Annotated in this window: 23 protein-coding genes; 1 reads left to right on the forward strand and 22 read right to left on the reverse strand. The window is 33.1% G+C overall.

Annotated features, from left to right (window positions below):
* Positions 1-1,161 (forward strand): glycosyltransferase family 4 protein, encoded by a 1,161-nt coding sequence (locus ACQ65V_RS04870; RefSeq protein ID WP_430467091.1) that lies wholly within the window; start codon positions 1-3, stop codon positions 1,159-1,161.
* Here the strand turns inward: ACQ65V_RS04870 and ACQ65V_RS04875 are convergent.
* From ACQ65V_RS04875 to rfbC, 22 genes are all read right to left on the reverse strand, one after another.
* A complete protein-coding gene (locus ACQ65V_RS04875) occupies positions 1,158-2,513 on the reverse strand; it encodes an undecaprenyl-phosphate glucose phosphotransferase (protein WP_430467092.1) in 1,356 nt (451 codons plus the stop codon). The two genes, ACQ65V_RS04870 and ACQ65V_RS04875, sit on opposite strands and share 4 nt — an antisense overlap.
* A 146-nt stretch (positions 2,514-2,659) precedes the next feature.
* Positions 2,660-3,793, reverse strand: coding sequence for a glycosyltransferase (locus ACQ65V_RS04880; protein ID WP_430467093.1), 1,134 nt, complete (start codon positions 3,791-3,793; stop codon positions 2,660-2,662).
* A 36-nt stretch (positions 3,794-3,829) separates the two neighbouring features.
* Positions 3,830-4,855 (reverse strand): hypothetical protein, encoded by a 1,026-nt coding sequence (locus ACQ65V_RS04885; protein ID WP_155089229.1) that lies wholly within the window; start codon positions 4,853-4,855, stop codon positions 3,830-3,832.
* Entirely contained in the window at positions 4,842-5,999 is a 1,158-nt protein-coding gene (locus ACQ65V_RS04890; protein ID WP_155089228.1) for an O-antigen ligase family protein, read from the reverse strand. Before ACQ65V_RS04890 ends, ACQ65V_RS04885 begins: the two co-directional genes overlap by 14 nt.
* Positions 5,996-7,228, reverse strand: a complete 1,233-nt coding sequence (locus tag ACQ65V_RS04895) for a DUF6418 domain-containing protein (protein WP_430467094.1) — start codon at positions 7,226-7,228, stop codon at positions 5,996-5,998. The genes ACQ65V_RS04890 and ACQ65V_RS04895 overlap by 4 nt, the downstream gene beginning before the upstream one ends.
* A 13-nt stretch (positions 7,229-7,241) precedes the next feature.
* On the reverse strand, positions 7,242-8,261 hold the full coding sequence (locus ACQ65V_RS04900) for a hypothetical protein (RefSeq protein ID WP_430467095.1): 1,020 nt from the start codon (positions 8,259-8,261) through the stop codon (positions 7,242-7,244).
* Positions 8,254-9,507 carry a lipopolysaccharide biosynthesis protein gene (locus ACQ65V_RS04905; protein ID WP_155089225.1) on the reverse strand — a complete coding sequence of 418 codons (1,254 nt, stop codon included), beginning with the start codon at positions 9,505-9,507 and terminating at the stop codon, positions 8,254-8,256. Before ACQ65V_RS04905 ends, ACQ65V_RS04900 begins: the two co-directional genes overlap by 8 nt.
* 17 nt (positions 9,508-9,524) lie before the next feature.
* The gene (gene pseI / locus ACQ65V_RS04910; protein WP_202913892.1) at positions 9,525-10,553 is read right to left on the reverse strand and encodes a pseudaminic acid synthase; all 1,029 of its coding nucleotides are present in this window, start codon (positions 10,551-10,553) and stop codon (positions 9,525-9,527) included.
* Between the two features lie 29 nt (positions 10,554-10,582).
* Positions 10,583-11,002, reverse strand: coding sequence for a MaoC family dehydratase (locus ACQ65V_RS04915; RefSeq protein ID WP_155089223.1), 420 nt, complete (start codon positions 11,000-11,002; stop codon positions 10,583-10,585).
* Positions 10,977-12,551: a UDP-2,4-diacetamido-2,4,6-trideoxy-beta-L-altropyranose hydrolase gene (gene pseG / locus ACQ65V_RS04920; protein ID WP_155089222.1), complete on the reverse strand. Its 1,575-nt coding sequence runs from the start codon at positions 12,549-12,551 to the stop codon at positions 10,977-10,979. Before pseG ends, ACQ65V_RS04915 begins: the two co-directional genes overlap by 26 nt.
* Positions 12,523-13,371: a cytidylyltransferase domain-containing protein gene (locus ACQ65V_RS04925; RefSeq protein WP_155089221.1), complete on the reverse strand. Its 849-nt coding sequence runs from the start codon at positions 13,369-13,371 to the stop codon at positions 12,523-12,525. Before ACQ65V_RS04925 ends, pseG begins: the two co-directional genes overlap by 29 nt.
* Complete coding sequence (locus ACQ65V_RS04930) at positions 13,352-14,125, reverse strand: SDR family NAD(P)-dependent oxidoreductase (RefSeq protein WP_430467096.1); 774 nt, start codon at positions 14,123-14,125, stop codon at positions 13,352-13,354. Before ACQ65V_RS04930 ends, ACQ65V_RS04925 begins: the two co-directional genes overlap by 20 nt.
* A 10-nt stretch (positions 14,126-14,135) precedes the next feature.
* The gene (locus tag ACQ65V_RS04935) at positions 14,136-15,011 is read right to left on the reverse strand and encodes an aldo/keto reductase (RefSeq protein ID WP_430467097.1); all 876 of its coding nucleotides are present in this window, start codon (positions 15,009-15,011) and stop codon (positions 14,136-14,138) included.
* Positions 15,008-16,168 (reverse strand): UDP-4-amino-4,6-dideoxy-N-acetyl-beta-L-altrosamine transaminase, encoded by a 1,161-nt coding sequence (gene pseC / locus ACQ65V_RS04940; protein ID WP_430467098.1) that lies wholly within the window; start codon positions 16,166-16,168, stop codon positions 15,008-15,010. The genes ACQ65V_RS04935 and pseC overlap by 4 nt, the downstream gene beginning before the upstream one ends.
* Positions 16,169-17,188 (reverse strand): UDP-N-acetylglucosamine 4,6-dehydratase (inverting), encoded by a 1,020-nt coding sequence (gene pseB, locus ACQ65V_RS04945; RefSeq protein WP_155089217.1) that lies wholly within the window; start codon positions 17,186-17,188, stop codon positions 16,169-16,171.
* Between the two features lie 76 nt (positions 17,189-17,264).
* A complete protein-coding gene (gene cysN / locus ACQ65V_RS04950) occupies positions 17,265-18,518 on the reverse strand; it encodes a sulfate adenylyltransferase subunit CysN (RefSeq protein ID WP_155089216.1) in 1,254 nt (417 codons plus the stop codon).
* A gap of 11 nt (positions 18,519-18,529) precedes the next feature.
* Positions 18,530-19,435, reverse strand: coding sequence for a sulfate adenylyltransferase subunit CysD (gene cysD / locus ACQ65V_RS04955; RefSeq protein WP_273289642.1), 906 nt, complete (start codon positions 19,433-19,435; stop codon positions 18,530-18,532).
* Positions 19,428-20,030 (reverse strand): adenylyl-sulfate kinase, encoded by a 603-nt coding sequence (gene cysC, locus ACQ65V_RS04960; protein WP_430467099.1) that lies wholly within the window; start codon positions 20,028-20,030, stop codon positions 19,428-19,430. Before cysC ends, cysD begins: the two co-directional genes overlap by 8 nt.
* Before the next feature lie 36 nt (positions 20,031-20,066).
* A complete protein-coding gene (locus ACQ65V_RS04965) occupies positions 20,067-20,495 on the reverse strand; it encodes a DUF2061 domain-containing protein (RefSeq protein WP_430467100.1) in 429 nt (142 codons plus the stop codon).
* Complete coding sequence (cysQ, locus tag ACQ65V_RS04970; protein ID WP_430467101.1) at positions 20,495-21,301, reverse strand: 3'(2'),5'-bisphosphate nucleotidase CysQ; 807 nt, start codon at positions 21,299-21,301, stop codon at positions 20,495-20,497. The genes ACQ65V_RS04965 and cysQ overlap by 1 nt, the downstream gene beginning before the upstream one ends.
* Positions 21,302-21,327: 26 nt before the next feature.
* Entirely contained in the window at positions 21,328-22,179 is an 852-nt protein-coding gene (rfbD, locus tag ACQ65V_RS04975) for a dTDP-4-dehydrorhamnose reductase (protein ID WP_430467102.1), read from the reverse strand.
* Positions 22,176-22,721, reverse strand: a complete 546-nt coding sequence (gene rfbC / locus ACQ65V_RS04980) for a dTDP-4-dehydrorhamnose 3,5-epimerase (protein ID WP_155089210.1) — start codon at positions 22,719-22,721, stop codon at positions 22,176-22,178. The genes rfbD and rfbC overlap by 4 nt, the downstream gene beginning before the upstream one ends.
* Between the last annotated feature and the right edge of the window lies 1 nt (position 22,722).

Raw genomic sequence — 22,722 nt, forward strand, 5'->3', positions numbered from 1 at the left:
ATGGAAGAACTAATGATTATTACGAGTTATTTTCCTCCTGAGATAGGAGCTGCATCTAATCGTATATATCATTTGGCCGAGGGTTTAAAATCCAGCTATAAGGTTCGTATAGTGACGCCGTTGCCAAATTACCCTACAGGTAAGATTTTTTCTGAATACAAAGGCAAATACAAATCTAAGACTTTAGAAAACGGTATTGAGGTAAATAGGATTTGGCTGTACGCAAGCAAATCTAAAAACAAATTTGTACGTTTATTTGCCATGCTGTCCTACAGTATAAGCTTAGTGTGGTTTTTTACTTGGAACAAAATACCTAAGAAGGTTATTGTTCAATCTCCTCCATTGCTTGTTGCTTTTACATGTATGTTTTTTTTGAGGACTAAAAAACGAAAGTTAATCTTAAATGTTAGTGATTTATGGCCAAGTGCTGGGCTTGAGCTGGGTGCTTTAAAGAACAACTTTAGTTATAGTATTTTAAAAAAGCTAGAGCGATTTAACTATAAAAATGCTGATTTAATCTTGGGGCAGAGTAATGAAATACTCTCGCATATTGAACAAATTACCAAAAAACCTGAGATGTTTCTTTATCGTAATTATCCTAATATTCCGGTAAACAACATATCAGAAAACCATTCGGGCACCAAAAAAATTAAGATAGTTTATGCTGGGCTTTTGGGTGTGGCTCAGGGAATTTTAAAACTATGTGAAAATTTAGACTATGACACTATTGAACTTCATATCTATGGCTCTGGCGCAGAAGAGGAAGATGTAAAATCTTATATTGAAACCAATAAAGAATTGCCCATTTTCTTTTATGGTCGAGTAGACAGAAGTGTTTTACACCAAGAATTAAAAAAATATGATGTTGCTATTATTCCACTGCTTAATAGAATATATGGATCGGTTCGGTCTAAAATTTTTGAATATGCCAAATTAGGACTCCCAATGCTATATTTTGGTGGAGGTGAAGGCGAGTCTGTAATCAGTAAACACAAATTAGGCTGGATAGCTGAAGCTGGAAACTATACTGAATTGAATTCAATAATCAACTCCATAAAAAAGTCAGATATAACTATTGAAAGAAAAAAAGCAATACAAGCTACAGCATGTACAAGCTTTGATTTAACCGCTCAATTAAATGGCTTAAAAGGCAAAATTTAATAAGCTTTATCCTCTCCCTTTATAGCATTAACAAAAGTCTGTACTATAATCTTTATATCGAGTAGTAAAGACCAGTTTTCAATATAAAAGATATCATATTTTACGCGACCAATAATATCCTTATCCGTTTCAACTTCGCCTCTAAATCCACTAATTTGAGCCAAGCCTGTAATGCCAGGTTTAACAAAGTGTCTCACCATAAATTTGTCAATCTTCTTGGCGTACATATTGGTATGGCTCACCATGTGCGGCCTAGGACCAACCACAGACATGTCTCCAAAAAGGACATTAAAGAACTGAGGAAGCTCATCTATGCTCGTTTTTCTTATGAATTTACCAACTTTTGTTACTCGTTGATCTCCTCTAGTGGCTTGATATAAATTCGCGTCTTTATTTGGTGTCATAGACCTAAATTTGTAACAATCAAACTCTTTATAATTAAAACCATTTCTAGATTGCTTAAAAAACACTGGTCCTTTGGATTCTAATTTAATAAGAATTGCAATTAAAGGGGTTAACCATGATAAAACGAAAACAATTACAATACTTGAAAATAAAATATCAAAACCTCGTTTTATGACCATGTTTGCCGAATCTTCTAGAGGTATGGTTCTTAATGTTAAAACGGGTATGTAATCATAATATTCGTACCTAAGTCGTTTTGAATAAATCTCTTTGCTATCTGGTATAAATTTTAAAATCTTTAGATTATTATCTGCAAAATCTACAATTTCAGCTATCTGAGAGTTTGTAAGTTCAGAAATGGAGCAATAAATTTCGTCTATTCGTTCATTTAGTACATAATCAAAGCAATCGCTCAATGTGTGTTCTTTATTCTTAAAGTTAAAAGTCTTTTGGTGCAGATACCCATATTCTGGGTTTTTATTAAAAAAATTTTCTAGAGCAAGTGTCTTTTTGTTTGCACCTAAAATAACTGTTGACCTGTAGTTTCCGCCAAACGAGACTCTATACTTCTGTAATAGATAATAAATTGTAAACTTAGAAACAGTAATTAACAAAGAACAAAGAAGCGTATATTTTACAATTGGCCTTGGGTAAATGTTTAATTCGTGGTACAGACCCGAAAATGCAAACACTAAAAGCAAAAACAAGATAAATTGTTTTACTACAAGGGCCAAGATATTAACGGGTCTTGTATATCTATAGACTTCATAAAATTTTGAATAAATGGCCAATAAAACCCAGCCGACAGATATAAATATTGAGAAAATTAAGGGGTCTTTGCCTTCTAGCAAATACAGAATTGCTACACCATTTATAATACTTAAATCGATTAAGTAAGATATGGGTCTTAAATATCCTGAATATCTTCCGTGTTTAAATAAACTCAAATTTCTTGAAAATAGATGACAAAAGTAATTTTTTTCCTGAGCTTATTGATTTAAAGTGAATGAATTTTACTACTTTAAAGTTAGCATAAAATGCTAATATATACAACAACTTTTGAGATTTGAAAAAAGAACTTGCCGCTTTAGCTCTAATATGATTGGTGTAGTGATTTTTTATGAGCAATAAAATTTTTGTGTTGTTCGTTTACGTAATCACCAATTTCTTTCTCAAATCGTTCTTTAGAAAATCTCATGGCATTTTGTCTTATTGTGACCGGATCCAATTCTAAAGTTTCAAATTCGCTTATAGCATCTATAATGGATTTCTCGGTTTGATGGTTAAATAGTAATCCTGTTTTTCTGTTTATTACAGTTTCTCTAACACCCCCTTTATTGTATGCTATAACCGGAGTTCCACATGCCTGGGCTTCTACTGGTATAATCCCAAAATCCTCTTCAGCAGCAAAAACGAACGCCTTAGCATCTGCCATATATGTTTTTAGTTCAGCCGTATCTAAAAAACCTGTTAGATGAATGTTAGATTTAGCTATGGCCTTAATTTTTTTATATTCTGGTCCATCACCCGCAACAATCAATTTTTTATTGGGTAGGTTATTGAATGCTCTTACTATAAGTTCAATTTTTTTATAGGGCACCATTCTAGATGCGGTAAAGTAATAGTCATGCTTTTTTTTCTGAAGTTGAAACTGGTTGACATCGACAGGGGGATAAATTACTTCTGCATCTCTATTGTATATCTTTTTAATTCTACCTTTAATATAGTGGGAGTTTGCAATAAACAAATCAACTCTATTTGAGTTCAACACATCCCACATCCTTATTTTATGTAAAGTTCTTTTGGCGTATATCCTTTTTATTATACCAAAACTTGATGCATTAAGATACTGATGATATAAATCCCAAGCGTATCGCATAGGTGAATGGCAATAACATATATGAAGTTGATTTTGATTAGTTAAAACACCTTTAGCAATTGACGCTGAAGAACTTAATACCAAATCATATTCACTTAGGTCAAATTGCTCTATTGCGTAAGGAAATAATTGTAAAAATTTTCTGTGATTAGATTTTGCCGTAGGAAGATTTTGAACAAAGCTTGTGTTTACCGATTTACCATTTAATATATAGTCACGATCGTCTTCCTTCAAAAAATCCACAAGGGCAAAATGGTCAAAGTCATCCCAAATTTTATTAAATGAATGAATGACTTTTTCGGCACCTCCATTTACGTAGTACCAATCATGTATAAGTGCTTTTTTCATTGCTTAAATTAGAGAATGGGGTTTTTAAATTGATGCCTACTTTTCAATTATGTTTTCTACTCTTACTCCCGTTCGAGAAAATGTCCGTTGTTTAAGAGTTGTATTGATATTTGTTCCTTTTAGTATTAAAGTTTCAATTACTGTAGGTCTAAATTCTTCGCCGATATCAAAATTTACGCTATAAGTGCCTTTTGAGTCTGATAAATCAATAATTGCCTTGTCTATAAATGAATTATGACAGTTTTTTATCCAAAGCCCAGAAAATTTTAACTGTTCCCCCTCTATGCCGCCTTCCATTTTTGCCATATTTTCTCCACTACCAACACCAAATTTTTTAACGTTCAAATATTTAATATCTATTTCCTCACCTGTTAAATACACACCGTGTCTATCTGACGACTCTACAATAACGGTGTCTATCTTTATCTCTCTCGGTTCATTATTATGACCATGCACAATAAAGCCTGCTTTGATATATTTATATTGCTGTGGTCCTGAACCTGAATCTTTAATGAGTACTTTTTTAATCGTAATGTCTTCTGAACCACCATGTATCGAAACACCTGTACTTCTTAAGTTATTCATTTTGTCTTCAACATTTGTTTCAGTAATTATTTCATCTACACTGATGCTCTTAGCGTTTTGGGTATAGAACCTAGACAGAGATTGTATAACACCGTCTATTTTAATTAATTCTGAATTTTTAATGTTAATGGCACCAGTAAACGTAGCGCTATCAGAATTTATCTTAATATTTTTACGGTTTTCTATATTAAAAGTCCTGTCGTAAATACCTTTTGGGAAAAAAATTTCGACTCCAGTTTCTGAAATATCTAACAGGACATCTAGTTTGTCTTTTAGTAAGGTTGGGTGCTGGCCTATTCCCTTGCCCGGCTCTACACCGTAACGTCTAACATCTCCAACTTTAAAGGAGCTGTCTATAGTATATAGGGAGTCAACGTATGTATGCTCTTCTACAACATCATTCTCCTCAACGGTCTTATTTTCATTTTTACATGATGCTAAAAGAAGTAATAGCAAAAAAAACTTAAGTACTCTCATAAGATTTATTTCTAGTCAAAGATAATATAATAGCTATAGAATATACTCCCATTTGCCTTGCTAGTAGGTTTTCTACCAAAAGAAATAGCAGGGCCGCTAACAATAATAATGCATTAACGATGTTTTTTTCAAGATAACTGGATCTTAATGCCATAAAAAAGGGGGAAACCAACAAAAAGAGACCAAGCAAACCACCTCTAAGTAACTCATTTATATATTGATTATGAGTGTTATATTCTTTCATTATAAATCTTGTTTTATCAGGCTGATAATCAAAATTTGCTTCTTTTTTATAATAATTGAGCAGTTTATTTTTTACCTCAGTCTGACTACTCAATCCGAATATGGGATTTGCGTCTTTACTATATATGGATTTTGCTCCTTGCCAAACTACAATTCTAGTGTCATACTTTAATTGTTGAAATCTATTTTTCAATGGATTATTAGATTGAAAAAATATAATTGTAGAAGTTAATAATGCCAATATAAAAAGCAACAGATATTTTAAATTAATCTTTATTTCAACTAATACAAAAACTAAAACCGCTAATAATGCAATTATTAATCCTAGTCTAGCTGAAATTATTATTATTATTAATACAGAAAACACACTAGAAAGTACAAAAACCCACTTTCTAAAATTTCTAAATATCCTATAGCTAATAATGATATTTAATGCTGATAAAAAACCTAAATATGGTCTTTCAAAATGTAAAATTTCATTAATACCTGCGTAACTTCTCAAAGCAACTGTCTTTCCTTCTGTGAAAAAATAATACTCAATAATACCAAACAAAGCTATAAATTGATTCACTAGTATCGCTGCAAATAAAAAGTACAACCCCTTTAATAAGGTGTCCTTTTTGATGTAGGCCATGCCTATGGGTATTAAGACCAGTGGTAAAAGTTTCAAATATTCTTTATACTCTAGGTTTAGGGTAGATGTGCTTAATATTACAACATAACAGAAAAGTAATATTAGGCTAGAGAACAGGATTTGCTTTAACGGATATACTCTCTTACCAAAAAAAAGCGCAACAGTTATCAAAATTATTAAGCTTACATTACTCAGAAAAATTGAAGTAGTTAGGAAAAACATCAAAGCGAAATATGCTTTTGGTATTATATCTTGAAGGTTTTTCATAATTTTCTTTTTGCTCTAGCATTTATGTATATATATGATAAAAATGCAATAAACAAAAATATTAAAACCACCTTTAATATTCTATGAAAATAAGCCATCGAATACACGTTTGTTAACCATAATGTTAGCTGAAACAAAATGACTGCAATAAGGTAATTTTCATTACGTATTGCTTTTACAAGCAATACGTATATTAGGGGAACAAAAGAAAATGCTATAAAATGAAACAAAAGCGCTATAGGAAGTGGAAAAATCCTCATTAGTATAGCTGGGTAAGCATTAGTCCAGCTTACACCTCCTTCCCATAACCTTTCTAAATACCTCTGATGAAATTCTGGTGTAAAGTCTCTCATAACAACATGCATCCCATATGGCAATTCGCTTAAGTCCCACGTGTTAGGCGCGTCGTTATAAACATATTTTTCATTTACGCCCCAAAAAACATGAGCTTGTAGTCCAAAAGCTCTATAAAAAACAGACTCTACAGGAGTTAAATTTAAATAAGCAAATGGATTTTTATTAGAATATTTTAGTAGGACTAAAGAAAATATTAAAGTTCCGACCAACACTAAATAACGTTTTTTGAAATTCAAAATACTCTTACTTTCTTTTTGCCTTAGACCAATAATAGTATATGAAACAAAAAATCCTATAAGACCATACAAAAAGGCTGTGAACTTTTGATCTACACCCACTAAATAAATAATATAAAGCCCAACCAATAATAATGTCAACTTTTTATATCGTCTAAATGTTATCCCAAAAATAAAGGGTAAATACCCTATAGTACTTCCTAACAATGCACTTAAACCAGGATATGCAGCTGTTTCCCAGTAATTGAATTTAGTTATTTCTTCAGACGTGTATACAGAGGGGGAAGACAACAGGCTTATATAAGCAACAACCATAATTATAATGGCAATAGCGTATACAATGGACAATTCTGATTTCTTAACTATTTTAACCTTAGGTAAGTTGAGCTTTAAGCCTTTTTGAAAAACTGTATAAAAAAACAGGAAAGAAACAACAGACACAAAGAAGAACATAAGCAAATAAAAATTAGTGAAGTAAAACTCACCATGTTTGTCTTGTTCACTAACATAAGCACCTTGCTCAATAACCAAAACTGATGCAGCCATCCATAGATACTGTATAAAAAAAGGAAGGAAGCATATAAATGCTATTTTTTTCTTATTAAAAAAATGATAGCCAATCAATACAATTACCAATATGCTAATAAGGTTAAAGATCATTTTCTATAATTGTAAAGTTTAGTTTTTTAAAGAGCGGGTTTAGCACACTTTTATAAAAAGGCATTACAGTAATATTTATTTGCTCCTTTAATTGTAATGGAGCTTCAGAATATATACTAAACACAGCACTTGAGTCAAAAGTATATATATTTCTACATTTTAATTTGTCAAAATATAAGTCTTCCATACTCGTCTCATCATCTACATAAATTAAATTATGGTTTTTAAAATCTCGTTTTAGTGCTTCGAAATCTAATCTCGGACCATGTCTATGGGGTTTGTAATAGATTTTATGAGTTGCACTGTAATTATCTGAACCTATTACTTGAGTTAGGAGTTTTTTAAGTTTAGAAATATAAACGTCTGAACCAAACATACTGCCATAAGGCTCTTGACCTACAATTAAATTATTGTTGCTAAGCTCTGTTAATTTTCGCTTTTCTTGTGGTAATTGCCTGGATTTTTCTGGTTTAATTGCGAAATTTGGTTGGCGAACTAGTTGATATTTCACTTTATCGTAATCGATCCCTGAAGTGTGCCCAATATATGGCTTAATTTTTATGCCATACGCTAGAGCAATAAGTCTTTTAACTAAAAAATTAAACTGAGAAACCTCTTCTAGGGTATGCATATAATAATTTAACACACCGTCTTCTATTACCACACCCTCAATATTTCTTGAAAAATAAAATAGCATATGATTAGATAACATATCTTCCAATGAAGAAAAATATACCCTAAGTTGAGCTTCATTTCTTAAGTCTCTCAATTGCGCAACAACATCCTTATATACTGATGCTTTTTTTATAATGGTCTTGATTTTAGAAACTGTAGAGTCAGATTGATTGTATGCTTTAGATTTAAGATAAATTAACCTATCAAATATGGTTTTATCTACCTCAAAATCCCTACTTGTAATTAAAATGTTAGTCGCCTTTTTTTGCTGCTGAGCAATTTTTTCGCAATACTTAACGTGGTGGGTAGAAAGTGCAATAAAAATATTATTCATAACCAACCTTTTTACAACTCGATTTTCTCAGGTAAATAATGCATATACTTGTTAACAAGAAAGCTACACATGTACCTGCAACCCCAAAATAGTATGTTAGAATAAGAGTTGTTACTAGATTAAAAAAACCACTTTTGATGGTAAGCCATAAAATAGTTCTGTCTTTTTTCTTAATATAAAGATAAAAATGATACACTAAAGAATAGTTTATTATTGCTGTGGAAATCAATAATATGAAAAATATATACAGATAATCTTTATAAAGCGGTATATCTTGCCAATATAAAATTGGCGCAATAGCAATCAATAGTAAAACTATAATTATAACGATTTGTTTCAAGAATGAGTTTTTAAATATTTTAAAGTACTTACTAAAATTAGAGGTATTGCCTTTTTCTATTAATAGAGGCAGTTCAAAAGAAATAACAATAGCATTAATATAGACAGTAATTACTAAAGCTAGATTAGAATAGAAGCTGAAAACACCTGTAATTTCTTTTCCCAAAAATAAGTCTACAATATAACGGTTAAGGTACTCAATTGATTTAAGGGATAATGTACCTAAAAAAAACAAACTGCAAACTACAATTCCTCTTTTTATAAATGCTATGCTTAATTTTAATGAGCCCTTATTATTTATTGCTGGCCTTACTGCAGTTACAACATTTAAACCAACGGCAACTAAATTGAATATTAACCAATAGTTCAAAATAGTCTCTAAAACTAGATTTTTATTGAAAAAAAGTATTTCTATAGTCAAATAAGACATCCACAAGAATACTCTAAAAAAGAAAATTAAGTTTGCCGTTAGCACCTTCTTGAATGCTATTTGAAGCCGATATGCCTCTTGGCAAAAATGTTCCGTAATGCAAATTAATAAAATCGTAAGAGTGACCTTTAAAGACATACCCATACCATCACTAAAATGATAATAGACAGCAACGCAAGACATCGCAATAATATAAACAACAATATAAAGTAAAAAAGTGCTGAACACTTTACTAACAGTATTTTGGCCATTCATTAAAATCTCTCTAATAGAATAGTTGTAAAAGTCTAATCCTAGCACAAATATGGAAATAGTAATTGTAGTTGTAATAAGTGTATAGCTCCCATAAATTTCAGGACTTAGAACTTTTGATAATACGGCAAAAAATAAAAATTTAACACTTAAGGGAGCTACCCTAAGACCTAAGTTGAATAACTTATAAAATCCAAATTTTGAAGGAACCAAATGCTTGATCATACTTATTTACCGTTACCTCAAACATTAAAACCTTCAATCATTTGTTGAGAAAGTGGTGTGCCTTTTTTTAAATCTTTAGTAAAACTTTTGCCTAAAATATTATTATAGTGCTTTGGGTGTAATCCATGTCCTGGTCTAACCGATTTAACATTCGAAGATGTGATTAAATCCCCTGTCTTTACATCTTCAGAAACAAATAGAGATCTAGAAAATTCGCGACTTTTTATTTTTTTTTCTGTTAAATCATAATCCACCTTACCTAACATTTTTTCGGCTTTTCTCACGGCTTTTACTAGTTCCGTAAATTCCTTTTCGTCCAATGAGAAATGCGCATCTGGTCCACCAATACTCTTATCAACCATAAAATGTTTTTCGATTACTTTTGCGCCCAAACTCACTGCTACTACTGGCGCTTCAATTCCTAAGGTGTGGTCAGACAAACCTATTTTAGTGCCAAAACGGATTTTTAAATCTGGTATTGTATTTAAATTACAGTCTTCTGGAAGTGCTGGGTACTGTGATGTGCATTTAAGCAAAGTGATATCGTTATTGTTTTCTCCTCTGCAAGTTTCTAGAGCCAACTCTATGTCATCTATTGTTGCAATTCCTGTAGATATAATAATAGGCTTTCCTTTAGAGGCAACATATTTTATCAAGGGTATGTCCGTAATTTCAAAAGATGCTATTTTATATATAGGAACATTTAATGATTCCAATAAGTCAACAGCACTAAAATCAAAAGGAGAAGAAAAACACACTAGCCCTTCGTTCTCTGCAGTTTCGAACAACTCCTGATGCCATTCCCAAGGGGTATAAGCTTCTTCGTATAAGTCATAAAGATATCTTCCGTCCCAATGAGAATTATGATCTATCTTAAAATAGTCGTTCTTTACGTCTAAGGTAATGGTATCCGCTCTATAGGTTTGTAGTTTTATTGCATCAGCTCCAGCTCTTTTAGCCGCTTTAATGGTCTGTTTCGCAATGTTAATATCTCCTCCGTGGTTGGCTGAGAGCTCTGCGATTATAAACACTGAATTATTATCCATACCTAACATTTATCACCCCTTTAAATAATCTATAAAAATTTTGAATTTTGAATTAATGCTTCGCCAGTTACTACCTCTTCGTTGTTATTATTCAAAATATAAGTGCTGACTAAAGCCCTGTGCCTGTCTTGCATATGTTCTATTACCTCAAATACGGCAGTGTATTGCGTGTCTGCAAACATAGGCTTCATAAATTTTAAATCTTGTTTAAGGTAAATGGTGCCTTCACCGGGAAAGTCCATGGCAAACACTTTTGAAAAAACACTAGTTCCTAAATAACCATGGATAATTCGTCGTTTAAAAATAGATTGAGCGGCGTAAGCCTCATCCAAATGGATTGGGTTTTTATCTCCAGAAATTTCAGCAAATCTATCCACATCATTTTGGGTGTAAGCAAAACTCTCTCTAAAGGTACTTCCCTTTTTAATTTGTTCTGTAAACTTTGGCATGCATTTTATCTTTTAAAATTTTCCATTCGCTCTCTAGCATTGCTAAACCAACAACATCGTGGTATGCTCCATTTTTATAACAATGGTCTCTATAGTACGCCTCTCTTCTAAACCCAAACTTCTCATGCATTGAGATTACTTTGTCATTAAAAGTAAAAACTTCACATCTAAGTTTGTGTAATTTAAGCTCTTCAAACACATAGCTTAATACATTGTATTCTACCTTACCTCCTATACCAGCGCCTCTTACCGATGTGTCTCCAAGGTAAAAAGCCCAATAACAACTACTTAATGTTCTATTTATATCAGTTATGCTTGCCAGTCCTAACTTTTTACCGTTATAATTAATAATCCAATATTCTGAAGTCGTATCAGTACTTATTTTCTTATACCAGTTTTTCTGGTCTTCTGCAGATATTTTATTCTCCGTATACATATATGAAGCTACCTCATCTGAGTTTCTCCAGCTTCTAATAAGCTCAATATCGTCAACTGTGACCTTAATCAATTCAATATCGATATTATTCATTACAATAGTGTTTTTTATTATTTTTAGATGTCGTTGTGCCTGCTGTCCGTCTAAAAGTTTTTCTTGTTTCTCTAGCATATCCAAATGATTAGATTTTAAAATAGACTCTTCCAATTTAAGTCTAAGTTGCTCTTTTGACAATTTGGTAAAATCCCCTTCCCCATATACCACACCGGACTTTTTAAATTCTAAAAAAGCGTTTTTTTGATTATCAACAAAATATCCTGAAAAAATCGGAATTTTAACACAAAAAAGCTCAAATAAAATTGTACTAGAAGGCACTATGGCAAATGTACAAGATTGCATTACCTTAATCAATTCATTTTCAGATAAATTTTTGTGAATGTTTATTTTTTCACTGTACCTGTTTTTTAATTCAAATAAACGTAAGTCTAAATATGCCGCTCCTAAGATTATGTTTATAGATTTTATAGCTGATATTTCTATAAGTGTGCTTACTGTTTTATAGGTTAGGCCTAGTACATCAGATCCACCGAAATTTACAAATACTGAATCAATTGGCTGCAAGACCATGGGTTTCCTAGCTGCTTTTAGAAATGCCGGTCTTAACATAGCATAGTCCATTCCTAAAGCAAACTTTGTATAGTTTTGGGCTTTAAAATCATCCGACCTAATTTGAGGTGAATGATTTATAACCCAATCGGCATACATATGCTCTGTAGCCAAATCGTCTATATAGATTAAATTAAAACCATAGTCTTTTATTAACCTTTGGTATGTAGAATTAAAATGATACCCATCCGCAATAATAATGTGTTCAGAACTATTATAATTCTCGGATAACCACTCTGGTTCTTCCATGAGTTTTATCTGCATTGGAATAAAATCTAAATTATAATCTGTAGGTACTACAGAACGCGTAGAGTTTTCTTTAGTAAGGAATACAAAGTCAAATTTGTTTTTAACAGTTTCTACTAAGCTAAATAAACGGTATAAGTGACCTAAGCCAGTGTTTGCGTTTCCATCTGCTCTAAAGATTATACTTTTTTTGTTTTTCATCTTTTAGAAAGTCTGATAGTTTATTTAACTCTAATAATTTGATTATAGGAAGAATGGCGTCTATCTCTTCATTAAAAGTCTCTGCTTTTATTTTTTGATAATTGTTACTATTTATCTTAGATAGCCAAGAGTTTTTTTCAATAATATTAGAGAAGTCTTTTAAACAGTGGGATATATTATTATCTAGATAACTATATATAAGGTTCATAAATGCATAATCACTAGGGTAGTCAATTGTAAATCTTATATTATTTATTGGGTCTAAAGTTTTAAACTTGAAGATCTCTTGGTTTGTTGTGTTTTCAATAATGTAAGGTGTTACATGCTCTCTATGATAGGCAACCTTAGTGTTTTTATCTGCTGATATTAATGAAGTGCTCTTGATCATCTCAAAATTACAACCCAATGGAAGTCCTTCGCTTTTAGAATAATCTAATCCTTTGGTTAAATGGTTGTTAATAAACTTTAGAAGAAGGCCTGTGTCTATTACCGGATTGTCTGCTGTAAATCTTAAAACATAGTCGCTGTTATTAGCGCTCACTATTTCAGAAAACCTAGATAACACATCCTCCTCACTTCCTCTATAACAATTTAGACTTAGTTTGTCGCATTCTGACTCTATACCATCATTGTTTTTAACTTTAGATGTGGCAACAAATATTTCGTCGATTAAATCAACTTGCTTAAGTGCCGAAGTGATAATTTTTAATATAGAATTATTTGACGTTGCTGGCAACGGTAACAAAACTTTATTAGGCAATCTTGTAGATCCCAACCTTGCTTGTATTATTGCTGTTATTTTAAATTGTCCACCCTCCATCTACTACAATATTTTGTCCAGTTATAAAACTTGAAGCATTAGATGATAATAACAAGATGATTCCTTTCAAATCTTCTGGGTTACCAATGCGCTTTAGTTTTGTTTTTTCTTCTAAGCGCTTTACAAAATCTTTGTCTTTCTGCACCGATTCCGACGGAAATGGTCCTGGTGATATTGAATTAACATTTATATTATACTTAGCTAAATACATTGCATAATATTTAGACAAGTGTATTACTGCCGCTTTAGAAGTTCCGTAATTAGCAGGGTTTAGCAATTCTTCTCTACCGTCATATATACCAAGGTCTGGCACAACGACTCCGTACATGGAGGCGATGTTGATGATTTTTCCGTTTTTCGATTTTTTAAGAAATGGTATTGCTGCCATTACGGTATCAAAATAATGATTAATTCCCCCTTCCATGCCAATTCGCCAATCATCTGCAGAAAGCTTCTCTGGATGATCTGTAGCTCCAAAATGAGCGTTATTGATAAGTACGTCTATTCGCTTTTCGGTTGAATATATAGATTGAAAGGCGTTGGTTATGGATTCTCTATTTTGAACATCCATTTTGATAAACTTAATTTCACCTTTTGCAGCATTAAAGCGATCATCAAATTTTTCTTTTCTACGGCCTGCCACATATACTTTTGCACCGTAATCAGCCAAAACCTCACACATAGTGGCACCTAGGTGACCATATCCGCCTGTTACTATAACTATACGATTCTCTATGTCTTTAAATAAATTCATATTAAATATTTTAAGCCCAATTTGCAGGATTAAGTAAATCTAATTCATTAACATCAATTTTATCGATTTCTGTCCAATCTACGTCTCTATACTTATTGCAAATTACAAGATTCGCTTCTAATTGCGTTTTTGTTTCAACACCAATCAATACATTTTCAATATATGTTTTTTGTAATACATATTGTAATGCTAAAGCTTCTATAGGAATTTGCCAACGGTTTGCAATAGAATTTAATTTAGACAAATAAGGCTTTAGAGGTGATAGTCTTGATTGTAATTCTTGATCTTTTTTAAAAAAAAGCCCTTGTAAAAAAGTAGATCTCGTGTGCGTATCTATATTTTTTTGTTTCGCTTTTACTATTAAATCCTTGCGTTTTTTAGAATTATCGAGAAGATTAAAAGGTATTTGAATAAAATCAAATTCACTAAAATTTTCAATAATGTCCTCTATTTCATCATTGGTATATACTGAAACGCCTATGTTTTTGACGATTCCCTTATTTTTTAACTCTATAAAATCCTTAAAAAGTGATGGATTAATTTTTAAGCTATTATAGCTATGAAACATATAAGCATGTAATTCGTTTACAGACAATGTATTTAAAGTTTCAGCAACATAAGTTCTCAAATCCATACTTGTTGCATCAACCAATGGATTTAGTTTACTTATGACGCGAAATCTTTTATTGGAGTAGGCTTTGTGGAAGGCTCCAATAATTTCAATTGAATTTCCATAAGCTTCTGCGGTATCAAGTTTTCTAAGACCTTTATCGTAAGCGTAGTTTAATATAGAAAAGGCTTCTTCTTGTGTGGGTTTGCCAGAAGAATTATTAATGCCGTAGTCTAAGCCTAGTTGTACTGTTCCTAATATTAATTTATCTATCATTTAGTGTTTTCCTCAAGGAATTCTAGTATCCTATCGACAACATAAGTTTGTTCTTCTTCAAGCAGTGTTGGGTACATTGGCAGGCTAATGCATTTAGAATAGTAGTTTTCAGAATTTCTCAAATTTGCATCACCATACCCTATTTCTTTATAATAAGGTAATGTATGTACTGGTATGTAATGAATTTGTGCAAAAATGTTATGGGTTCTGAGGTAATCGTAGAGTTTTTTTCTGTCATCCACCTCTATTACAAATAAATGGTGAGCATTATATGTCTGGTCTGGTAAACTTTGATATTTTATTTTGCCCCTAAATGCTTCTTTATATTTATTAGCTATTTCGTTTCGCTTTATCACTCCTTCATCATTTTTGGATAGTTGAGTAATACCTAGAGCTGATTGAATATCCGTAAGCCTATAATTATAACCTAATTCTTGCATTTCATAATACCAACCACCATGGTTTTCTTCCATATTGTCCTTGGTGATACCATGTGTTCTTAACTTCGATAATTTATTATATAATGCTTCATTATTAGTGGTAACCATACCGCCTTCGCCACAAGCAATATGTTTTACCGGATGAAACGAAAAAATCCCGATATCAGCATATTTCCCATTGCCGCACATTTGTTTTACGCCTTTTGTATCCGTAAAATAACCGCCTGGTGCATGGCAAGCGTCCTCAATTATCCATAAATTGTGTTCATTTGCCAGGTTTCTAAATTCCTCAAGGTCTACTGTTAGACCTGCAAAATCTACTGGTATAATTCCTTTAAAAAAGCCTTTGGGCTTACTTTCTATGAGCCGTTTAGTACTCTCTAAGGATAAAGTGTAGGTATTAGCATCTATATCGGCAAACCATACTTCACCGTCACAGTATCTTACACAATTTGCCGAAGCCGCGAAAGTAATTGGAGTCGTTATAACACGTTCACCAGGTTTTAAACCTAAAGCCATTACCGCTATGTGTAAACCAGCAGTTGCGTTAGAAACGGCTACAGCATATTTTGAGCCGACATATTCAGCGAATTTTTTTTCAAACTCACTCACTTTAGGGCCTTGAGTTAAAAAATCTGAAGTTAACGTATTTATCACAGCATCAATATCATTTTGATCTATGTGCTGACGGCCATATGGAATTATTGGTTTGTCCATTTATACTTCGAAGGTAGAGTCAACATGTTCTTTAATTAGGTGCCGTAAACTTTCTATAGTCTCCCACTCCTCATTCTCACCAGAGTTATAGCTGAAGCCCAATGGTACTTTTTTCGCATCAAAAGCTTTAATAAAATCCTCTAATTTCCATTGATGCGTAGCTGGAAGAATAGTGTAATATTTCCCCAAGTCGTAAGTGTAAAATGAATCTGAAGCGGTAATCATTTCCTCGTGCACTTTCTCACCTGGCCTGATACCGACCACTGGTTTTTCGCATTCAGGTCCAATTGCTTCCGCAACGTCCATAATTTTATATGAAGGTATTTTAGGCACAAAAAGTTCACCTCCCCAAGCATGTTCTAATGCGTGCATTACCATATCTACACCTCCTTGAAGTGAAATATTAAACCGTGTCATATTTGGATCAGTAATTGGCAAACTATTCTCCTCTTTTTTCTTATTAATAAAGAAAGGGATTACTGAACCATTTGAGCCCATTACATTACCATATCTAACCACTGAAAATTTAATCGGATTCGTGCCTTTAATATTGTTGGCTGCTATAAACAATTTATCTGACGTCAGTTTTGTTGCACCATACAAATTAATTGGGGCACACGCTTTATCCGTCGATAGAGCGACTACACGTTCCACATTTGTACTTAAGCATGCATGTACCACATTCTCTGCACCGTTAATATTAGTTTTTATACATTCATCTGGATTGTATTCTGCAATATGCACATGTTTCATTGCTGCAGCATGTATCACATAATCTATATGCTGAAATGCCCTCACCAAACGTTCTTTATCTCGCACATCTCCTATGAAAAACCGGATTTGAGGAAATTGATCCGTTGGGTACTCTTGCGCCATTTGAAATTGCTTCTGTTCATCTCTAGAAAAAACAACTAACTTTTTGACTTCAGGGTGTTTTTGTAATATATGAGATGTAAGCGCCTTCCCTAGAGACCCTGTCCCACCAGTAATTAATATAGATTTATCTTTAAAGCTAAACATAGAGTATATAGAGTGTTATAATTTTAGATGGTAAAAATACCATAATAATTGTCTTTGACCAATATAATTGGCACTACTAAACAACCATACCAGCCGCTACGGTTTCGTTAGTAGTATCATCAATAAGTATAATGCTCCCTGTGGTTCTGTTTTCTCGGTATGAATCTACCATCAGTGGTTTTGTGGTTCTAATTTTAACTTTTGAGATATCATTCATGTTTAAGCTTTTGTCCTCTGTATTCCGATTTAAAGTCTCAATATCTATTTTGTAGATAATCTCTTTAATCATTGCTTTTTGATCATTGCTTGTGTGCTTAATGCTGTACTTAGTTCTTGGTTTGGCTGAATTGTCATTTAACCAACATAACATCACTTCTATATCTTGAGAGGACTCTGGTTTATTATTGGTTCTTACAATCATATCTCCTCTACTAATATCAATATCGTCTTCTAAAGTCATTGATATTGACATAGGTGCATAGGCTTCTTTCAAAGATTCATCCAAAACATCTATAGATTTTATTTTAGACGAAAAACCAGAGGGCATTGCCGTAACCTCATCCCCAACCCTAAAAATACCACTTGCAACCCTACCAGCATATCCCCTGTAATCTCTATGTTTATCACTCTGCGGTCTTAATACGGTTTGCACCGGAAATCTAGCGTCAACTTTATTTATATCACTGCTAATGTGCATGGTCTCTAGGGTATGAAGAAGTGGCGCTCCTTGGTACCAATCCATATTTTTAGACCTGTTTACCACATTATCCCCATTTAAAGCGCTAATAGGTATAAAGCGAATATCTTGGACTAACAATTTTGAAGAAAATTCTTCAAACTGGTTGATCACTTCATTATAAGCGTCTTCAGAGTAATCAACCAAGTCCATTTTATTAATACATACAATTATATGTGGTATCTGCAGTAAAGAAGCTATGAACGAGTGTCTTTTTGTCTGTTCAATAACACCATGCCTAGCATCTACTAGAATTATTGCTGCGTTTGCCGTAGAAGCACCTGTAACCATATTTCTAGTATATTGAATATGTCCAGGCGTGTCTGCTATTATAAACTTGCGTTTTGGAGTTGTAAAATACCTATAGGCTACATCTATCGTTATGCCCTGCTCTCTTTCGTCTCTGAGTCCATCAGTGAATAAAGCTAAATCTACACCGTTGTGTCCTTTCTTTTTACTCGTGTTTTCAATTGACTGCAGCTGATCTTCAAAAATAGATTTTGAATCGTATAATAAACGACCTATCAAGGTACTTTTGCCGTCATCTACACTTCCTGCGGTTGTAAACCGTAATAATTGATTATTATCTAACATTGCTTTGTTTCTTAAAAATATCCTTGACGCTTTCTGTCTTCCATTGCAGATTCAGAGCGCTTATCGTCACTTCGGTTTCCTCGTTCTGTTTGTCTCATTCCAGACACCTCATCTGCAATTTTCTCCAATGTGTCCGCATCGGATTCAATACCTCCTGTAATCGTAATGTCTCCTAGAGTTCTAAAGCGAATCTTTTTGGTGACAATTTCTTCGTGATCTTCGAGCACTAAAAACTCTGAATTAGGAATCCAACTATCCTGCCTCCAAACCACTTCACGTTCATGGGCAAAGTATAATGATGGTATTGCTATGTTTTCTCTTTTAATGTAGTTCCAAACGTCCATTTCTGTCCAATTACTAATAGGGAAGGCTCTAAAATGCTCGCCTTCAAAATGTTTACCGTTGAAAATATTCCAAAGTTCTGGTCTTTGGTTTTTGGGGTCCCACTGTCCAAAATCATCCCTATGCGAAAAGAAACGTTCTTTAGCTCTCGCTTTTTCTTCATCTCTACGTCCACCACCAATAGCACAATCTATTTTATTAGTTTCTATCGCATCAAGAAGTGTTGTAATTTGCAGGGCATTTCTTGTGGCGTTTTTTCCTTTTTCTTCTGCTACGCGCCCTTCATCAATAGATTCTTGTACCGAACCTACAATAAGTTCTACACCCAGCTCTTTTATAATATTATCTCTAAATTGAATAGTTTCAGGGAAATTATGGCCAGTATCAACATGCATAAGGGGAAAAGGAATCTTGGCTGGGTAAAATGCTTTTTTTGCTAAATGAGTAACTAAAATAGAGTCTTTCCCTCCAGAAAATAAAATAACCGGGTTATCAAATTGAGCCCAAACTTCTCTTAAAACATAAATTGCTTCACTTTCTAACTCGTCTAAATAATTTAAATAATATTTACTCATTGTTGAGTTTTAATTTTGGTATTATATAATCTACTATTCGTTTTACCGAATCCTCTATCGGTTCATTTTCTGTTTCTATTTCAATCTCAGGATTGTCTGGTGCTTCATAAGGAGCAGAAATACCTGTCATGTTTTTAATTTCTCCTGCTCTGGCCTTCTTGTATAAACCCTTAACATCCCTACGCTCACACTCTTCAATACTCGTGTTTACATAAATCTCAACAAAGTTAGAATCTTTAACGATAGTTCTAATGTCCTGTCTGTCTTTTTTATTTGGGGACACGAATGCCGCTAAAACCACTAAACCAGCATCTATCATAAGCTTAGAAACCTCGGCAATGCGTCTAATGTTTTCCGTTCTGTCTTGTGGCGAGAAAGAAAGATCATTATTAATTCCTTTTCTAATGTTATCGCCATCTAATGCATATGTTTTTATTCCTCTTTCGAATAAAGAATGTTCTACAAGATTAGCTATAGTCGATTTTCCAGATCCTGAAAGACCAGTAAACCAGATTAATAAGGGTTTATGGTTATTTAAAGCCACCCTTTCCTTTTGAGATATCTGATATGAATGTGCCGTTATATTCTCCTCCATTGATTTGAATTTTATTTGGTCTTACTTTATTAGAGACTAATTGTTTTTTCTATTTGTGAGCCCATAATTGAACCTATACCAAAATCTTTCATGAAGATAATATAAAATCATTTTAGAAAAAACTTCCGCAAACCCAATCTTTAAACCAATTAATGGATTCCCTGAAATCCACCATGCCAATAACATGGTATCTAACGTCCCTATAAATCTCCATGTGAAAGTTTTGGCTATGTGCCTTTTTCGACTTTCAAGTACTCGGCCATCCTTTGATAGGTTAATGTTAAACCAGGTACGTTCATGTAAATAATATAAAATCATTTTGGTGATAACCTCTGCAAATCCGATTTTTAACCCAATTGATGGGCTGCCAGAAATCACCCAAGAAAGTATTACCGTATCTAAAGTACCAACAATTCTCCATGTTAATGTTTTGGCAATATGTCTCTTGTGAGATTGGTCCTTCATTATTTTGAGGTTACAAACCAAGGGTTTAGTAAGTTTTCCTTATTGTAAAGAAGCGGTTCTTTAGTGGCTTGCGAAATAACATTAATGCCTACGGCATTACAAATGGCTTGACCAGCAGCTGTATCCCACTCCATAGTAGGTGCAAATCTTGGGTAAACATCAGCTTTGCCTTCAGCAACAATGCAAAACTTTAATGAGCTTCCTTTGGAAACTATGCTTACCTCCTTTCCAGATGATCTAATATTTTCAACAAAATCCAGGGTTTCTTGGCTCATATGAGAGCGGCTTCCGACGACTTCAACCGAATTTGAAGATGTTTTTGGCTTTAGTGGTTTTGCGTTTGCACCTACTGTGTCTATAGATGAATCATGGGAGGTTAGATCTGCGGAATAAGCATGTTTCTCCTCTACATTTGCAAAATATAATCGTTTTATAGTTGGCACATAAATCACGCCTAATATTGGCCTCCCACTTTCAACCAAAGCTATGTTTACTGTAAATTCGCCATTCCTTTTTATAAATTCTTTGGTCCCATCTACCGGGTCTACAATCCAACAAGTGTCCCAGTTTTTTCTAATGGAGTAGTCAATTTGTTTATTTTCTTCACTAATAATAGGAATTTCAGTATCTATTAAATATGAATTAATCACTTCATTGGCTTTTTTATCAGCTTCTGTTAATGGCGATTTGTCATCTTTTATTTCAACATTAAACGAAGTGTCGTAAACCTGCATGATAACTTTTCCCGCATCTAAGGATGCTTTGATGGCTGTCATTATATTCTTATTTTCGAGTATATTAATCATATTAATTCTCTTATTACCAGTTAAATCTATATCTTTAATTCTTCAATCATGGCTTTTAGGCTTTCTTGCCATTCATTTAGGTTTCTATATACTTTTTCCGTTTCTGAAATTTCTAAAACGCTATATTTAGGTCGCTCTGCTATGGTTTTATAACTGTCTACAGAAAAAATATTTGCAGTTTTCTTTGGGTTAAAATGCTTGACTATTTCTTTTGCAAAACCGTACCAAGTTGTTTTCCCTTTGGCCGAGAAGTGGTAGATTCCGTAATGAATATCGTCTGATTTGATTAGATAAATAATAAACCTTGAGAGATCCAAACAGCTTGTGGGTGTACCTTGTTCTTCAGTTGTAATTTTTAACTCTACATTTTGTTTTGTTTTGTTGACAATGGTTTTGAGAAAATTTTTGCCAAATAGAGAATAAAGCCAAGACGTTCTTATAATGTAATGCTCTTTTATTGTTTCCTTAATATAGAGTTCGCCTTTAAGCTTAGACCTACCGTACTGGTTTATTGGATCGGTTTTGTCTTTTGTAGTGTATGGTTCTCTTTTTTTTCCGTCAAAAACATAATCCGTAGAAATGTGAACTAATTTTATATTTTTTGACTGGCAAACCTCTGCAATATTCTTTGCTCCTTCTGCATTTACTAAAAAAGCTTGGTCAACGTTTTTTTCTGCCAACTCAACATTTGTATAGGCGGCACAATTGACACAAAAATCAAAATCATTCTTATTAAAAAGAGTGCTAATTGACTCCTTATCAGTTATGTCAACATCCTCTTTTGAGTAAAAGCTATAACTGTCTGGCTCTTTATCAACTAAAGAATTTAGTGTCTGGCCTAATTGCCCGTTAGCACCTAAGACAGCTATCCGCTTCATAATTTAGCGTTTTTAAAAGATGGTAAAAGCAAGTCTTTCTCTGAGAGAATTAATTCAGACTCTGGGTATTTCCAGTCTATATTTAAATCTTTGTCATTGTATATTACCCCTGTTTCTGATTCTTTGTTATAAAAATTATCACATTTGTAACTAAAAATAGTATTATCCTCTAAGACCAAAAACCCATGGGCAAAGCCTCGAGGTATAAAAAGTTGAGTTTTGTTTTCTTCAGATAGAATTGCTGAGACGTGTTCGCCAAAAGTTAAGGAGTTTTGTCTCAAATCAACTGCAATGTCCAACACTTTACCTTTAATAACCCTGACCAATTTTGCTTGTGCAAACTCACCTGTTTGGTAGTGGAGACCCCTTAAAACACCTTTAGAGGATTGGGATTCGTTATCTTGAACAAAGTTATTGTTCTTTCCAAGGGCTTTTTTAAATACGTTTTCATTGTAGCTCTCTATAAAATAGCCCCTTTTATCTTCAAACACTTTTGGTTGTAGTGTATAACACCCTTTTAATTTTGTTTCTTTTATAATCATA

Source organism: Winogradskyella ouciana (assembly GCF_965284585.1).
GTDB classification, from domain to species: Bacteria; Bacteroidota; Bacteroidia; order Flavobacteriales; family Flavobacteriaceae; genus Winogradskyella; species Winogradskyella ouciana.

Bases quoted from the DNA above. Each gene is read 5' to 3' on its own strand.
- pseC (WP_430467098.1), bottom strand. From the start codon at position 16,168: ATGGACAAACCAATAATTCCATATGGCCGTCAGCACATAGATCAAAAT.
- pseI (WP_202913892.1), bottom strand. From the start codon at position 10,553: ATGGATAATAATTCAGTGTTTATAATCGCAGAGCTCTCAGCCAACCAC.
- ACQ65V_RS04905 (WP_155089225.1), bottom strand. From the start codon at position 9,507: ATGATCAAGCATTTGGTTCCTTCAAAATTTGGATTTTATAAGTTATTC.
- ACQ65V_RS04870 (WP_430467091.1), top strand. From the start codon at position 1: ATGGAAGAACTAATGATTATTACGAGTTATTTTCCTCCTGAGATAGGA.
- pseG (WP_155089222.1), bottom strand. From the start codon at position 12,551: ATGAAAAACAAAAAAAGTATAATCTTTAGAGCAGATGGAAACGCAAAC.
- ACQ65V_RS04935 (WP_430467097.1), bottom strand. From the start codon at position 15,011: ATGATAGATAAATTAATATTAGGAACAGTACAACTAGGCTTAGACTAC.
- ACQ65V_RS04965 (WP_430467100.1), bottom strand. From the start codon at position 20,495: ATGAAGGACCAATCTCACAAGAGACATATTGCCAAAACATTAACATGG.
- ACQ65V_RS04890 (WP_155089228.1), bottom strand. From the start codon at position 5,999: ATGAAAAACCTTCAAGATATAATACCAAAAGCATATTTCGCTTTGATG.
- pseB (WP_155089217.1), bottom strand. From the start codon at position 17,188: ATGTTTAGCTTTAAAGATAAATCTATATTAATTACTGGTGGGACAGGG.
- ACQ65V_RS04930 (WP_430467096.1), bottom strand. From the start codon at position 14,125: ATGAATTTATTTAAAGACATAGAGAATCGTATAGTTATAGTAACAGGC.
- ACQ65V_RS04885 (WP_155089229.1), bottom strand. From the start codon at position 4,855: ATGAGAGTACTTAAGTTTTTTTTGCTATTACTTCTTTTAGCATCATGT.
- cysD (WP_273289642.1), bottom strand. From the start codon at position 19,435: ATGAGTAAATATTATTTAAATTATTTAGACGAGTTAGAAAGTGAAGCA.
- cysQ (WP_430467101.1), bottom strand. From the start codon at position 21,301: ATGATTAATATACTCGAAAATAAGAATATAATGACAGCCATCAAAGCA.
- cysN (WP_155089216.1), bottom strand. From the start codon at position 18,518: ATGTTAGATAATAATCAATTATTACGGTTTACAACCGCAGGAAGTGTA.
- ACQ65V_RS04915 (WP_155089223.1), bottom strand. From the start codon at position 11,002: ATGCCAAAGTTTACAGAACAAATTAAAAAGGGAAGTACCTTTAGAGAG.
- ACQ65V_RS04880 (WP_430467093.1), bottom strand. From the start codon at position 3,793: ATGAAAAAAGCACTTATACATGATTGGTACTACGTAAATGGAGGTGCC.
- cysC (WP_430467099.1), bottom strand. From the start codon at position 20,030: ATGGAGGAGAATATAACGGCACATTCATATCAGATATCTCAAAAGGAA.
- ACQ65V_RS04925 (WP_155089221.1), bottom strand. From the start codon at position 13,371: ATGGAGGGTGGACAATTTAAAATAACAGCAATAATACAAGCAAGGTTG.
- ACQ65V_RS04900 (WP_430467095.1), bottom strand. From the start codon at position 8,261: ATGAATAATATTTTTATTGCACTTTCTACCCACCACGTTAAGTATTGC.
- rfbC (WP_155089210.1), bottom strand. From the start codon at position 22,721: ATGATTATAAAAGAAACAAAATTAAAAGGGTGTTATACACTACAACCA.
- rfbD (WP_430467102.1), bottom strand. From the start codon at position 22,179: ATGAAGCGGATAGCTGTCTTAGGTGCTAACGGGCAATTAGGCCAGACA.